Genomic DNA, 14,655 nt, shown 5'->3' on the forward strand with positions numbered 1-14,655 from the left:
TCTTCCGTGCGGCGGCCATCTCGTGCCGGGCTCACAGCGCCGTCCACCTCCCTGTCGTCCGCGACGTCGTCGACCTGACGACCGAATGCAATACGTTCCGTCGAGCAAAGATAACTAATTGTGCATTGGGCGAGGAAGGGCCTCAGTTGACCAGGTTCCGAACCTATGTTTACTGCCTTCCCGCCCGGAACACCGCCCACCCACGCCGAAACCTTCGAATGGGCGTACCGGGAGACCCAGCACACAAGTCTTCCCGGCAAATACGGCGAGAGGAGGGTCAGTTAAACTCTGCGCATTCATTCAAATACTCTTGGTCACTACTTCTTTAATGCGCAGGCCAATCTCCCACAGCCTCACGCCCAGCCAAAAGTACGGTTCGCACCATTTACCCGTTGTTGGCCGACGCGGTCATTCCATATTCCCTTCACCAGAGGCGACGCGCCGGTATCATCGCGGTCGGGGGTCAGCCGGTGAGGCGTCGGCAGTCGCGGCGACTCGCTCAGTGATCCCCCGCGCGCTCGTAGCTCAGCGGATAGAGCAACAGACTTCTAATCTGTCGGTCGCAGGTTCAAATCCTGCCGGGCGCACCAGCACCACCCTTCACACGGGCGCGGTTCCCGCGCTCGCCGATCCGGGGGCCGTCCGCGGCCCCAGGAGCCACCCTGGGGCGCCGTCGAGCGCCTAGGCCCGGTGGCCAGCGTTGCCGCCCCACGTGTCCAACCGGTCGCATCGGCCCCTACCGGCACTCCGGAGGGCCAAAATTCCGCTCCACGATGCCCACAAGTCCCGTCAATCTAGTTACTGACCGAAGACTCAAGGTCATCCTGGCCCGAACGATGACATCATCACCTCCTGTGCCGAACTCGGGCGAACCAGCTCCGACCGACCTCCGACGGGCGACCGTGCGATCACGATCCGACGAAGCAACCGCCAGATCCCACGAGGCGACGGCGAGGATCCAGAGCCTCGCCACGGTCGCGCGCGCCCTCGGGCTGTCCATCCGCCTCGACCAGATGCTGGAACTGGCCAGCGAGTCGGCCCTGACGGCCCTCGGCGCCAGCAGCATCTCGATCAGCCGGCTGCAGCCCGGGACCAGCACCCTGCACACCCTGATCAACGTCGGGGACCTGGCGCCGGACGAGGAACGCTGGCCGGTCAACGAGACCTACCACTTCGACGACTACCCGCAGGCCCGCGAGGTGCTCTCCGACCTCAAGGTCTGGGTCACCGACGTGGACGACCCGCTGAGCGACCCGGTCGAGGTGGAACTGCTGCGCAAGCTGGGCAAGCGCACCGCCCTGGCCGCCCCGCTGATCGTCGACGGCCAGCTCTGGGGCGAGTTCTACGCCACCCGTGACCACGACCTGAATCGCTTCTTCCCGCTCGACCTGGCCTACACCGAGGCGCTGTGCGCGATCCTGGCCGGTGCCCTGTCCCGGGCCATCCACTTCGAGGCCCTCGAACAGCTCGCCTTCCGCGACCCGCTCACCGGCCTGGCCAACCGCCGCGCCCTGGACGACGCCGCCGAGGTGGCCCTTCAGCACCGCCGCGCCTCGCGTCAGGACCTGCCCGGCCACCTGGCCGGGTTCAGCCCCACCGTCGTCGGGCCCGACGACGGTGACGGCTACGACGGCCGGGTCCGTAACCGCACCGGGGCCGAGACCGGCGCCCGCCGGGTGACGGCCGTCGCGGTCGACGTCAACGGCTTGAAACGAGTCAACGACACCACCGGGCACGCGGCCGGCGACCAACTGCTGACTTCCGTGGCCCGCCTGCTCGTGCAGCACTTCTCCCCGCTGATCGGCAGCCTGATCGCCCGGGTCGGCGGCGACGAGTTCGTCGTGCTGGTGCCCAACCACTCCGTCCAGGCCGTGCTGACCTGCGCCAACGCCCTGTGCGCGGCGGCCTCCGGGCTACCGGCGGGGGCCGGCGTGTCGTGCGGGGTGGCCAGCACCACCCGGGCCTGGCCCCATCTCAGCGCGAACGACCTGTTCCGGGCCGCCGACCAGGCTCAGTACGAGGCCAAGCGACGCAGCAGCCGGACGGCCGTTCTCTCGTCCCTGATCGACGACTGAACCCGAAGCTCAGACGGCTGGGAGGTCTGCCGGGCGCCCGACGATGAACCCCTGCCCGAACCCGACCCCGAGCGTCCTCAGGGTCTGCAGTTCGCCGTCGGTCTCGATGCCCTCGGCCACCAGCGCCACCTTGGCCTCGGCCGCGAAGCCGACCAGGCTGCGGGTGAGGGCCAGGCGCATCGGGTCGCGGTCGACGCCCCGGACGATCTCGATGTCGAGCTTGATCACCGAGGGCCTGAGCTTGAGCAGGTGCACGAAGTTGGCGAAACCGGCCCCCGCGTCGTCCACCACGATCTCCACCCCGGCGCGGCGCAGGTGCTCCAGCGGTTCCGAGAGCGACACGTAGTCACGGACCTGGGTGTGCTCGGTGATCTCCACGCTGAGCGGGTACTGCGCATGGTGCAGCAGAACGTCGACCACGCTCGGCGTCATCAGCGCCTCGGCCGACAGGTTGACGTTGAGCCGCCCGCCGGCCGGTACCGCCGGCAGCTGCTCGAGCGCCGAGCGCATGGTCAGCAGCTCCAGCTGCACCCCGACCCCGGCCCGGGCGGCCGCCTCGAAAGCGTGCGCGGGTGTGGGGAAACCCGGGTCGTCGAACCGGGCCAGCGCCTCGTAGCCGACCACGCCGCCGTGGGCCAGATCGACGATCGGCTGGTAGACCATGCGGAACCGGGCCGCGTCCAGGGCCTCGTGGATGCGCCCCGGCTCCCACAGGTGAGCCCGCCGGACCTGCTCCCCCACCACCTCGGCGAGCAGGTTCAGGAACTGCGGGGCCCGCTCGTCCAGACCGGGCGTGCTCGTACCGCTCGCGCAGACCAGCAGGGCCGAGGGGCCGAGGGGCGCCGCCGCGTACGAGCCGACACCGTTGATCCGCGTGGTGGGCAGGTCGCGGGTGCCGGGGTGCCAGTGCGTGTCGGCCAGATGGGTGGGCAGCGTGCCGGCCAGGATGCGCTGGGCGTAGGTGCCCTCGGCCGGCAGCCGACGGTCGAGCAGGAAGTTCAGCGTGGTCTGCCCGCAGTCGACGACCCGCAGGGCCACCTCGTCGCCCAGGACCTCGACGACCGCCGCGAACTCCATGCCCAGGTGCACCCGGGCCAGTCGCAGGAGCCGCCGGATTTCCAGGTCCTCGGCAGAAACACGTGGACGCGGAAAGGACGGCACGGATGCCGTCTCGGTGCTTTCCACAGTTCGGCCCCATCCCGGCACTTCGGCGCGCTGTTCGTCCGACCCAGCTTGATTTTACGGGAGCAAACGTGACCCGCCCGGAGCCGCCTTTTCAGACGCTCAGGGACGAGTCAATTGCGCGCCGGACCCGTGACAGGATTTCCCGTCGAATCCTGCCATAAGGCACCTACCACCCCACCTGTAACAAGTGTGATTTATGCCACTGCCTCGGCAGCGGGCCAACTCACGTTACTCAGGCTTCACCGGGTACAGGCCCGCGTCGTAGTTCTCCGGGCTGTAGTAGGCCTCGACCTCCTGCAGGGTCTGGTCCGACCTCTCCATCTGGTGCGCGATGCGGGCGCGCGTGGGCACGCTCTCCGGACTCCAGGTGCCGGGCGCCCACAGCCCGGAGCGCATGAACGCCTTGGCGCAGTGGAAGAACACCTCTTCGACGGTGACCACCAGGGCCAGCACCGGACGGCTGCCCCTGATCACCATGGAGTCGAAGAAGGGCGCCTCGCTGACGATCCGGGCGTGCCCGTTGATGCGCATCGTGTCGTCCCGTCCGGGGACCAGGAAGAGCACACCGACCTGAGGGTTGCTCAGGACGTTGAGGTAGCCGTCGACCCGCCGATTGCCCGCCCGCTCGGGGATCGCGATGGTGTGGTCGTCCAGCACCTTGACGAACCCCGGCGGGTCGCCCTTGGGCGAGACGTCGCCGCTGCCGTCCGCGGCCGAGGTGCCCAGCACCAGGAACGGCGAGGCGGCCAGCCACTGACGGTGCGGTTCCTCCAGGCGCCGGCGGACCTTCCCCGCCACCCGCGGGATCGGGTGCCCGATGACTTCGCGAAGCGCCGCCTCGCTGGTGACCTCGACGGTCTCGGACCGACGGCTGTCCTGGACGTCCTGCATCGCACACCTCCGCATGAGTCCCCGGACCGGATGCCGGGGAGAGTCGGGCATCCATGCCCCTCCGACCGACCCTTTCGCGCGGAGCGCGGTTCTGGCAATGGGGTTTCGGGTACGGGGGCAGTGCCGGTTTTCTGGGTGGTTACCCCCTACTTGAGGACGCTTGTGGGCACAACCCTTTCGCCGTCACCTCTGCGCGCCGGAAGATTGTCGGTGGTCGCCCCTACGCTTGCGAGCAGATGGACGACGTGGCCGCCGACTCGAAGGGGATCGTCAAGATGAGCGAGGTCAGGACCGCGGAGGGGACCACCCTCGACGTCGGGGAGACCGGCCCGGGGGGCGGGCAGACACATCAGACGCACGAGCTGGAACAGTTCCGCACCGAGCTCACGGCCTACGCCTACCGCATGCTCGGTTCCGCGTTCGAGGCGGAGGACGCCGTCCAGGACGCGATGATCCGGGCCTGGCGCGGCCTCGACCGGTTCGAGGGCCGCTCCGCCCTGCGCTCCTGGATGTACCGCATCACCACCAACGTCTGTCTCGACATGCTCAAGGGCCGCGAACGCCGGGCCCTCCCGATGGATCTGGGTCCGGCCCAGAAGACGGCCGAGGTGGTGCTGGGCGAACCGCTCGGCGAGGCCACCTGGATCCAGCCCATCCCGGACGGACGGGTGCTGGGCGGCACGGCCGATCCGGCCGAGGCCGCCGTCCAGCGCGAGACAGTGCAGCTCGCCTTCGTGGCGCTGCTCCAGAACCTGCCGCCCCGCCAGCGGGTGGTCCTGATCCTGCGCGAGGTGCTGCAGTGGCGGGCCTCCGAGGTGGCCGAACTGCTCGACACCTCGGTGGCCTCGGTGAACAGCGCCCTGCAGCGGGCCCGGGCCACGCTCGCCACCGACGGCACCACGCCCGAGGAGGCGATCGCCAAGGCCACGGCCGGCGCCCGCGCGGGTTCCCAGGCGCAGGACGCGCAGAGCGAGTCGGCCCAGCTCCTGCAGCGCTACCTGGAGGTCTTCGAGAACTACGACATGGAGGGTCTGGTGGCCCTGCTGCACGAGGACGCGACCATGTCGATGCCGCCCCTCGACCTGTGGCTCAGCGGCCCGGAAGAGATCGTCGCCTGGATGCAGGGCCCGGGCCACGAGTGCGCCGGTTCCAAGCTCGTGGCCACCTCGGCGAACGGCATGCCCGCGTTCGGCCAGTACCGGATCGCGCCCGACGGCGGCTACGCCCCGTGGAGCCTCCAGGTGCTTCAGGTGGTGGACGGCCGCATCACCGAGGTGACCACGTTTCTCGACACGCCCACCCTGTTCCCTTACTTCGGCCTTCCGGATCGGCTCGGCTAGTGAGCCCCTCCCTCGAGGAGGCCGCGGCTGAGCTCTACGCGGTCGAACCGGGCCGGTTCACCGCCGAGCGCACCCGCCTCACCAAGGAGGCCCGTCAGGCCAAGGACACCGAGGCCGCCAAGGCCATCGGGGAGCTGCGTCGCCCCACCACCTCGGCCTGGCTGCTCAACCAGCTGGTCCGAGGTGAACAGGGGGCGGGTGAAGAGATCGATCGCCTCGAGCAACTGGGCCACGACCTGCGCGAGGCCCAGGCCGCCCTCGACGCGCAGCTCATGCGTGAGCTCACCAAGGAAAGGCACCAGCTGGTCGCGGCCCTGGTCCAGCGGGCCGAAGAGATCGCCGAGCAGGCAGGGCAGAAGGTCGGTGCGGCCGTGCGCCGGGAGCTGGAAGACACGCTGGGCGCCGCAGTGGCCGACGAGCAGGCGTCGTTGGCGGTGACGTCCGGAAGGCTCACCCGCGCGCTCACCTACGCGGGGTTCGGCGAGGTCGACGTCACCGAGGCCACCGCCACCCCGCTCAGCGCCGTACATCCGTACAAGGCCCGGCGCAGCGACACCTCGGGAAAGCCCCTGCCCGCAAGCGCTTCCAGCAAGGCAGAAACGGCCGGCGGCGAGAGTGGCACGGTAGGCGACGAGAGCGGCACGGCGGGCACAGGCACAGGCACAGCAGGGTCTGGCCCCCAGAACGCCCCCACAATGAAACGCCGAGACTCCAAACTGGCTCCTGCACACCCCAAGTCCTCCCCCGACGACGACACCGACAGCACCGGCACTTCTTCCCGCGCCCACTCACGCCCGGCCGGCAAGCCTGAAAATCCCGAAAAACCCCGGCAATCCCCGCAAGAAGCCAAGGCAGCCAAGCTCGCGGCCCGCCGCGCCGAGGCCGAGGAACTGGTCAGCAGAGCCCGCGCCGACTTCGAAGCAGCCGAACAGTCGCTACGCCAGAGCGAACAGGAACTCGACGCAGCCACCTCCGAACAGGCCGACCTCCAGGCCAGGCTCAACGAACTCCAGGCCGAGATCGTCGTCGTGCGCCGAAAACTCGACGCCGGCGACCGACGGGTCTCGCACGCCGAACGCGACCTGACCCGACAGGAACGCCAGGTCAAAGACACCACCAAGGCCCTCGACCGAGCCGAAGCAGCCCTGGACCGCCTCGACCACGCCTGACCCGCCCCGCCAAGCCCGGCCCGGCCCGCCCCGGCCCGGCCCGCCAACCCAGCAGACCACCTCAGCAGACTGCTGCACGAGCATAAGGACAACGCCAGAGGTGGGTGCGCCGACCCGTCAGGCCGAACCCATAGGCCGAGCCGCCAGGGCCAACCCCGCACGCCGCCCTGCTAGGCCGACCCGCACGCCGACCCGCTAGGCCAAACCCGTAGGCCGACCGGTCAGGCCAAACCCGCGCACCGACCCGTCAGGCCGACTCCGCACGCCGACCCGTCAGGCCGAACCCGCAGGCCCAGCCGTCAAGCCGCACCGTTGGCCGACCCGTCAAGCTGCACCCGCACGCCGACCCGTCAGGCCGAACCCGCACGCCGGGCCGGGAAGTGCGTCATGTTCTGCACGATCTCCCCGGCCCAGGGCTCGTCCACCTCGTCCAGGCCGGCCGTCACGATCAGATGGCACAACTGCCCGTAGGCCAGAAACGCCTGCACTGCCGCAACCCCGGCTCCCGACCGAGACCGCGCGTACTGCCAGATCCGCCGGTTCCCGTCGGCCAGGGCCGCCCGGATCTCCGGCACATCACTGGCACTCTGGGCATGCACCTGCATCATGAGCAACGACCGGTCAGCGATCAGCCCGGCATAGGCATCGCCCATCGCCGTCAGGAGTTCGTCCGGCGAAGCGCCCGGCGCAGCAACTGCGCCGGCCTCCAGCGCTCGCTCGATCTCGTCGAAGGTGTGCTCCAGAGCCGCCAGGAACAACCCCAGCTTGTCCCTGAACAGGCGGAACACGTACGCCTGGGAGATCCCGGCAGCATCGGCCACCGCAGTCACCGGCGTGGCGTGATAGCCGGTCGCCGCGAACACCGGGATCGCCTTGGCCACGACCGTCGCCCGGCGCACCTCAGCGGTCGACCGGCTCCGCTTCTCGTCCATGTGAGTGAGTACATACTCACCACAGCCGGGCGTCAAACCCCTCAGGGCTCGTAGTCGTCGTGCAGAACCACGCGGGAGAACTCGATCTCCTCGGACATCCGCCAGAAGTGCAGCCGCCGAGCCTGGGGCGCGTTCCGTTGCAGCGCAACGCGGTAGCAGGTGGCGCCGTCCTCCCGCCGCACGGCCTGCTCATTGGGCCCCTGCCCAGTACGCAGCACATGCATCTGCCGGCCCGCCGAGGTGTCCGCCAGACCGGTCAGCACCTCCACCACCACATCAACGACCTTCGCCCGGTCGACCCCCGGGGTCTCCTCCAGCGAACTCACGAAACGCGGGCCGAGCCGGTACGGCCCCAGCGGGCGCTCGGCCTTCTCCCCGGCCGGGATCTTGCGGGCCCAGCACACCGTGACGTCGAAGCGGAAACGGTCGTCCGGGTCGGCAAAAAGGTCGTTCGAAGAGAGCGTCTCCCGATGATCGCGCTGGGCGCCCTTACGATTGCGGCGCCGCAGACGTTCCAGCTCCTTCTCCCGCGTGGCCAGTTGCCCGTGCTTGCGCGAGAGCTCGGCCTCCAGATGCTGAAGTTCCAAGGTCGACGACCGCAGTTCCTGCTCCAGCCGGGCCTTCTCGAGCAACGTGGCCCGAACGGTGGCCCGCGACTCCTCCAGAGCCCTCTGCGTGCTCTGCAGCGCCTCCTTGCGCACCGGCCGTTCCAGCACCTGCACCGCCCGGGCGGCGAGCATCGTCGGTGAAGGCCGCGGAAGCATCCGCACCGGCGACCCGTTACGCAGCAACGCAACATCGTCGGCAACCTGAACGTCCGGCTTCTCGAGATAACTGGGGACGCCGATGCGCACGTTCGCGGTCAACCGCGGCCGGGTGGGTACGGGGTTGGGCGTCTCCTGCTCGGGCACAACCTTTTCCAGCAGCGGTGGCTCGGGCGCAGGTACCGCCGGATCCGGAAGTACCAGCCAGCCCGGTCCTCCCGGCAGCACCGCCAGCGAGCGCACCGGGGCGTCCTCGTCGACGTCCACGATGCTCAGCGAGGAACCTCCGGACCCGACCCGGACCGGCACCACCTCCCCCACCGACAGCAGGTCACGCAGGTCTTCGGTCGAGTCGTCGGTGACCCGGGCCCGCGGGACCGAGGCCGAGATCCCCGGCAGCAGGGCAACCTGGCACGAGGCCGAACCCACCGACTGCACGCAGGCCAGAAGTACCTCCCCGTCCGCCACCTCGGCCAGCCGTTCGCCGGGCGAGGCGAGCATGCCGGACACATCCAGCCTGCGGGAGCTCTCGTCGAACACTCCCCGAACCTGCATACCCCGCTCGAAAAGACGTTCCGAAGGCACACCCGGGCACAGCAGCCCGACCTGGATCGTTGCATAGCGCCCGTCGGTCAGACTGACCATCGCCTGCGACGGATTCGGGCAACCACTCACCACGCCGGAGACCTCCGGCAGGACCGCCCGGCTCGAGGAGCCCATCGGCAGGGCCAGCAGCCCGGCCGAGGCCGCGGCCTTCAGTCCGTCCTCGAGCAGTCGCTCGGTGGTCGTGATCCCCTCGGCCGCCGAATAGGCGAACCGCAGCCGCGATCGGCGCAGGTCGTGCACCCACTCCAGGCCGGTCGGATAGACCCGCCCAGCGCCGCCGTACACCTGCGTGAGCTCCGGCATCCCCCGCGAGAAGGCCCAGGAAGCAGCCGCGTCCGAGATCAGGTAGACGTCGGCCAGCCCGCTCAGCTCGGTGGCCAGCCGGTCCGCGTCTATGTACGGCCGGGTGGCTCCGCGCGCCATCGTCACCACGACCGTCGGCCGGGTGCGCCCGGGCCGATTCAGTTCCTCGGCAAGTTCCTCGGCCCGCCTGGGACCAGTGATCGTCTGAGCCGCCACAACCGTCCCCCTCGATTGCTCCCCCTGGCGATCATCGGCGGCCACCGGGGCAACCTGAAGATGCGACCAGGCCTGATCGCCGACGTGGTGAACGGCAAGCTGGTTGCCGTACCCCGCGGGGTGATGGCGGCCGGAGCCATCCTCCAGGGCGGGCGCGGCGGGGTGGACCTGCCGGAGAAGGACGTCGACCGGGTGAAGAGCCACCTCGCCAAGTACTACGCCAAGATGGACGACACGGCCCCCTGGGACCGCTAGGCGGTGACCAGGAATCCGGTCACCAGCAAGGCGACCGAGACCAGAGTCAGCCGGAACGCGGCATACCCACCGCGCACTCCGACCTGCCGCGACGCGCCGGCCAGCGCAAGAACGACTCCGGCGAGCAGCAGCACGATCCCGGCAACACGACGTACCGTTCCGATTCCTTCGGCCCCCAGTACGCCGAACAGCAGGCAGCCCGCCGCCGCAGCGATCAGCACCGCCATCACGGTCAGAGACGCTGCAGGCCCGATTCTTTGGGGTAGGCCGCGCACTCCGGTGAGGGCATCCGCCTCGGTGTCGCCGACCGTGTTCGCGAAATGCGCCCCCGCACCCAGCAGGGCAGCCGCAACAATGGTGGACGTCGGTGGCGGCTGCCCGAGAACGGCCAGTGAGGCGATCACGGGTAACAGACCGAACGAGAGGACGTATGGAAGCGGGCTTACGGGGGTACTTTTCAGGCCTGCGTTGTAGCCGACGGCACTGAGCACCGCGATCAGGTGATACAGACCGGCGTCGTGCGCCAGCTGAGCGGAGACCAGCACGGCGGCGGCGGCCGCCAGGCAGGCCGCCGCCTGGACCACGGCCGCGCTGATCAGGCCGGCGCTGATCGGCTTGTCGTGGCGCTGCGCGGCCTGGTCGCGCTCCGCGTCGAAGCCGTCGTTCGACCAGCCCACACACAGCTGACCAGCCAGGATGGCCGCCCCGACGAGCAGGGCACTGCGCACCCCGGCGGCCGAGAGACCATCCTGGACCGCGAGGGCGTAAGCCGTCGCGAACACTGTGACAGCCGCGCTCGGAAGTGGATGACAGGCGTCCACCATTGCCCGAAAAGAACGCCCCATCAGCGCGTCAGGCCCGTTCGATCATCGCGCTGATGCCGTCCAGCACCCGGTCCAGGCCGAACTGCATCTCCGACCAGATCAGGTCTGCCTCCGGCGGCGGCTCCCCCGGCCCGGGCACGTCGGCCTCCAGCGCCCCACTGGTCAGGGTCTGAGCCAGGGCGGGGAACCGCTCGTCGTCGAGAACCCGCCGGGCCACCGCGGCGAAGGTGGCCGCCGCAGGCACGGCGCCCGCCCCGATCTCGGCCGCCAGCAGCCCGTATCCCCGCATCAGGTTGCTCAGCAGCAGGATCGAGGCCAGCTTCTCGCCCTCGGAGAGCCCGGTGCCGCGCAGGCAACGCAACCCGTTCTCCATCCAGAGCATCTGATTGGGCAGCGGCGGCAAGGTGGTGATCGGGATCCGCATCACCCAGGGACGTCTGCGGTAGGTCGCGAGCACTTCGGTGGCCCAGTTCTGGAGACCCTCACGCCAGTCCTGCCCCTCGGGCGGCATCTCGGCCGGAGGGCCCACCCCGGCGTCGAGCATCAGGACCAGCAACTCGTCCTTGTTGCCGATGTGCCGGTAGAGCGCCATGGCGGTGACGCCTACCTCGGCCGCCACCTTGCTCATCGACACCGCCGCCAGCCCGTCGGTGTCGGCGATGCGTACCGCCGCATCCACGATCTCGGTCACCCCGACCGTAGGCCGCGGGCCCTTGACCGGGCGTTCCCGCATGCCCCAGACGGCCGCGATTCCTGCGGACACCGGAAGCTCCGCCTGGTCGTCATCCGCCATGACCCCACCATCTCACCAAGTCTTCTGTGTACACCCTAGACAGTTAGGTATACGCTTTACACAGTTTAGGTCATACACAGAACAGGGGCTGATGTGAACCGAACCGCTCAAGACCACCGATCTCCGAACGCGATCTCCACCCGCGGCCTGACCAAGCGCTACGGCGGCCACACCGTCCTGCGCGACCTGGATCTCGAGGTCGCCGCGGGCTCGATCTTCGCCCTGCTCGGGCCGAACGGCGCCGGTAAGACGACCGCCGTACGCATCCTCGCCACCCTCACCCCGCCCGACGCGGGAACCGCCACCGTGAACGGCCTGGACGTGGTGAGCCGGCGGCGGGAGCTGCGCCGGACGATCAGCCTGACCGGGCAGTACGCCGCTCTGGACGAACTGCAGACCGGGCGGGAGAACCTGCGCATGCTCGGCGCCCTGGCCGGGCTGGCCCGCGACCGGGCCCGGTCGCGGGCCGGTGAACTGCTCGACCAGCTCGACCTCGCCGAGGCGGCCGACCGGCAGGTCGTCACATACTCCGGAGGTATGCGCCGCCGGCTCGACCTGGCCGCCGGCCTGCTGCGCCGGCCCGCGGTGATGTTCCTCGACGAGCCCACGACCGGTCTGGACCCGCGCAGCCGGGAACAGCTCTGGCAGGTGATCACCGAGGTCGCCGAGGGCGGGACCACGGTGTTCCTGACCACCCAGTACCTCGAGGAGGCCGATCGGCTGGCCGACCGCGTGGCGATCGTGGACCAGGGGCGCAAAGTCGTCGAGGGCACCCCCGGTGAGCTGAAGCGGCAGGTCGGAGGGGAACTGCTGCGCATCTCACCGACCGATGCCCAAGCCCTCGACATCCTGACTTCCCGAGCCGGGACCGAGGCGAGCACCGACGTCCTCAATCTGGTTCTCACCATCCCGATCACCGACGACGCGGCCGGGATCCGCGGGCGGCTGGACCTTCTCGACCCCGACCGCACGCTGATCCGGCACTTCTCACTGCACCGCCCGGACCTGGACGACGTGTTCTTCGCCTTCACCGGGCACCCCACCAGCGCACCGATCCGCGACGAGGAGCCCAGCCATGTCTGACCTGACCCTCACCACCGGTCCCGGGACCGCAGCCACCGCGCTCAGCCTGACCGGCCGTACTCTGCGGCTCTCCCGGCGCAACACCGAGGCGCTGGTGATGTCGCTGGTCCTGCCGCTCATGCTGATGCTGGTCTTCGTCTACCTCTTCGGCGGCGCGGTGCAGACCGGCACCGAGTACGTGACCTACGTGGTGCCCGGCGTGCTGCTGCTGTGCGCCTCCTTCGGCGCCTCGCTCACCGCGGGTGCGGTGAGCCACGACATGAGCAGCGGCATCATCGACCGGTTCAGATCGATGGACGTCGGTGGCGGCTGGTTCCTGTGCAGTCACGTGGTTGCCAGCCTGGTTCGCAACCTGGTCTCCACCACCGTCGTCCTCGGGGTCGCCGTCGCCATCGGTTTCCGCCCGCACACCACCCCGCTGCGCGCCCTGGCCGCCGCCGGCGTCCTGTTCGCCTTCGTCCTGGCCCTCTCCTGGCTCTCTGCCGTGGCCGGGCTGATCGCCAGGACCCCGGAGGCGGCCAGCGGTTTCACCTTCGTCCCGATGTTCCTGCCCTACGCCAGCAGCGCCTTCGTACCGATCGACACGATGCCCAGCTGGCTCCGCGCGTTCGCCGAGAACCAGCCGGTGACGCCGGTGGTGGAGAGCGTGCGCGGGTTCCTGCTCGGCACCGAGGTCGGCTCCGCCCCGGGCCTGGCCCTGGCCTGGAGCGGTGGCCTGCTGCTGATCGGCGTGGCCCTGTCCGGGGTGCTCTTCCGACGCCGCACCGCCTGAGCCGAGCGGTCCGGACCCGCCCAGGAAATCCGGTTCGTATGCGTGTCGTACCGTCGGGTCGTGTCTCAGAAGCTGCTGATCATCTCCGATACCCATCTGCCCAAACGCGGCCACGACCTGCCGGCCGAGGTGTGGACGGCGGTGGCGGAGGCCGACGTGGTGTTCCACGCGGGCGACTGGGTGCTGGAATCGCTGCTCGACCGGCTGGAGGGACGGGCCCGCAAGGTGGTCGGGGTGTGGGGCAACAACGACGGGCCCGGCCTGCGCCGACGCCTGCCCGAGGTGGCCCGCGTGGAGGTGGAGGGCGTGCGCATCGCCATGACCCACGAGACCGGCTCCAAGGACGGCCGCGAGAAGCGTTGCGACAAGGCCTACCCCGACACCGACGTCCTCCTCTTCGGCCACAGCCACATTCCCTGGGACACCACCACCCCCAACGGCCTGCGACTGCTCAACCCCGGCTCCCCCACCGACCGCCGCAAGGAACCCGACCACACCTACCTGACCGCGGTGGCCCAGGACGGGGAACTGCGGGACGTCGTCCTGCACCGGATGCCACCCGGCCCTAGCCTGAGGCATGGCTGACGTCCGGATCGGCATCTCGGGGTGGCGCTACCCGCCCTGGCGAGGCACGTTCTACCCGAAGGGCCTCACCCAGGCCCGCGAACTGGAATACGCCGCCCAGCGCCTGAACTCGATCGAGATCAACGGGTCGTTCTACTCGCTCCAGCGCCCGTCCAGCTACCGCCAGTGGGCCGCCCAGACCCCCGACGACTTCGTCTTCACGCTCAAGGGCAGCCGTTTCATCACCCACATGAAACGGCTGAAGGACATCGACACCCCGCTGGCCACCTTCCTGGCCAGCGGGGTCCTCGCTCTCGGGCCGAAACTCGGCCCGATGCTCTGGCAGTTGCCGCCCACGATGCCCTACGAGCGCGACGTCCTCGGCCCCTTCCTGGACAAGCTGCCCACCAGCACCACCCAGGCCGCCCGGCTCGCCCGAGGGCACGACGGCAAACTGAAGGAGGACCGGGTACTCCTGGAACCCGACGCCGACCGCCCGATCCGCCACGCCCTCGAGGTGCGCCACCCCAGCTTCGCCGACGCCGACCTCGTGCAGCTGCTACGAGACCACAACGTCGCTCTGGTGATAGCCGACTCAGCCGGCAAGTTCCCCGTCCTCGAAGACGTCACCGCCGACTTCGTCTACGTGCGCCTGCACGGCGAAGAGGAGCTCTACGTCAGCGGTTACGACACCGCAAGCCTGGACCGCTGGGCAGACCGCGTGCGGCAGTGGCATTCCGGCCGCATCCGCCGCACCCCCAACACCATCACGACCCTGCCGCCCAGCCGCGCCGCCCGGGACGTGTTCGTCTACTTCGACAACGACGCCAAGGTGCACGCCCCGTACGACGCGATGTCGCTCGCCGAGCGCCTGGTGGTCTAG

Annotated in this window: 13 protein-coding genes, 1 tRNA gene and 1 pseudogene; 9 read left to right on the top strand and 6 right to left on the bottom strand. The window is 69.6% G+C overall.

What is annotated here, in order from left to right:
- Positions 1-514: 514 nt before the first annotated feature.
- A tRNA-Arg gene (locus LWF15_RS04030) sits at positions 515-590 on the top strand.
- Between the two features lie 423 nt (positions 591-1,013).
- A complete protein-coding gene (locus LWF15_RS04035; protein ID WP_232808981.1) occupies positions 1,014-2,075 on the top strand; it encodes a GGDEF domain-containing protein in 1,062 nt (353 codons plus the stop codon).
- Positions 2,076-2,084: 9 nt separating this feature from the next.
- On the opposite strand, the gene LWF15_RS04040 is transcribed toward LWF15_RS04035, so the two are convergent.
- Together LWF15_RS04040 and LWF15_RS04045 are read right to left on the bottom strand one after the other, a co-directional pair.
- On the bottom strand, positions 2,085-3,236 hold the full coding sequence (locus tag LWF15_RS04040) for an EAL domain-containing protein (protein ID WP_232808982.1): 1,152 nt from the start codon (positions 3,234-3,236) through the stop codon (positions 2,085-2,087).
- A gap of 252 nt (positions 3,237-3,488) precedes the next feature.
- Complete coding sequence (locus LWF15_RS04045) at positions 3,489-4,151, bottom strand: pyridoxamine 5'-phosphate oxidase family protein (RefSeq protein WP_232808983.1); 663 nt, start codon at positions 4,149-4,151, stop codon at positions 3,489-3,491.
- A 236-nt stretch (positions 4,152-4,387) separates the two neighbouring features.
- Between LWF15_RS04045 and LWF15_RS04050 the strand changes: the two genes are divergently transcribed.
- Both LWF15_RS04050 and LWF15_RS04055 read left to right on the top strand, forming a co-directional pair.
- On the top strand, positions 4,388-5,491 hold the full coding sequence (locus LWF15_RS04050; protein ID WP_232808984.1) for a sigma-70 family RNA polymerase sigma factor: 1,104 nt from the start codon (positions 4,388-4,390) through the stop codon (positions 5,489-5,491).
- The gene (locus LWF15_RS04055) at positions 5,491-6,660 is read left to right on the top strand and encodes a hypothetical protein (protein ID WP_232808985.1); all 1,170 of its coding nucleotides are present in this window, start codon (positions 5,491-5,493) and stop codon (positions 6,658-6,660) included. The genes LWF15_RS04050 and LWF15_RS04055 overlap by 1 nt, the downstream gene beginning before the upstream one ends.
- Before the next feature lie 350 nt (positions 6,661-7,010).
- On the opposite strand, the gene LWF15_RS04060 is transcribed toward LWF15_RS04055, so the two are convergent.
- Positions 7,011-7,592, bottom strand: coding sequence for a TetR/AcrR family transcriptional regulator (locus LWF15_RS04060; protein WP_232808986.1), 582 nt, complete (start codon positions 7,590-7,592; stop codon positions 7,011-7,013).
- A gap of 41 nt (positions 7,593-7,633) precedes the next feature.
- Positions 7,634-9,481 carry a hypothetical protein gene (locus LWF15_RS04065; protein ID WP_232808987.1) on the bottom strand — a complete coding sequence of 616 codons (1,848 nt, stop codon included), beginning with the start codon at positions 9,479-9,481 and terminating at the stop codon, positions 7,634-7,636.
- A 72-nt stretch (positions 9,482-9,553) separates the two neighbouring features.
- On the opposite strand from LWF15_RS04065, the pseudogene LWF15_RS04070 reads away from it, so the two are divergent.
- A pseudogene (locus LWF15_RS04070) lies at positions 9,554-9,736 on the top strand (hypothetical protein); the annotation flags it as partial.
- Here LWF15_RS04070 and LWF15_RS04075 read toward each other — a convergent pair.
- Positions 9,733-10,518 (bottom strand): UbiA family prenyltransferase, encoded by a 786-nt coding sequence (locus LWF15_RS04075; protein ID WP_232808989.1) that lies wholly within the window; start codon positions 10,516-10,518, stop codon positions 9,733-9,735. The pseudogene LWF15_RS04070 and the gene LWF15_RS04075 overlap by 4 nt on opposite strands.
- A 70-nt stretch (positions 10,519-10,588) precedes the next feature.
- Entirely contained in the window at positions 10,589-11,353 is a 765-nt protein-coding gene (locus tag LWF15_RS04080) for a TetR/AcrR family transcriptional regulator (protein WP_232808990.1), read from the bottom strand.
- 93 nt (positions 11,354-11,446) lie between these two features.
- On the opposite strand from LWF15_RS04080, the gene LWF15_RS04085 reads away from it, so the two are divergent.
- The 4 genes from LWF15_RS04085 to LWF15_RS04100 are packed head-to-tail and all read left to right on the top strand — an operon-like array spanning position 11,447 to position 14,655.
- Positions 11,447-12,436, top strand: a complete 990-nt coding sequence (locus tag LWF15_RS04085; protein ID WP_232808991.1) for an ATP-binding cassette domain-containing protein — start codon at positions 11,447-11,449, stop codon at positions 12,434-12,436.
- Positions 12,429-13,208, top strand: coding sequence for an ABC transporter permease (locus LWF15_RS04090; RefSeq protein WP_232808992.1), 780 nt, complete (start codon positions 12,429-12,431; stop codon positions 13,206-13,208). The genes LWF15_RS04085 and LWF15_RS04090 overlap by 8 nt, the downstream gene beginning before the upstream one ends.
- A gap of 60 nt (positions 13,209-13,268) precedes the next feature.
- The gene (locus LWF15_RS04095; protein ID WP_232808993.1) at positions 13,269-13,793 is read left to right on the top strand and encodes a metallophosphoesterase family protein; all 525 of its coding nucleotides are present in this window, start codon (positions 13,269-13,271) and stop codon (positions 13,791-13,793) included.
- Positions 13,786-14,655: a DUF72 domain-containing protein gene (locus LWF15_RS04100; RefSeq protein ID WP_232808994.1), complete on the top strand. Its 870-nt coding sequence runs from the start codon at positions 13,786-13,788 to the stop codon at positions 14,653-14,655. Before LWF15_RS04095 ends, LWF15_RS04100 begins: the two co-directional genes overlap by 8 nt.

Source organism: Kineosporia rhizophila, assembly GCF_021277265.1.
Lineage (GTDB): Bacteria > Actinomycetota > Actinomycetes > Actinomycetales > Kineosporiaceae > Kineosporia > Kineosporia rhizophila.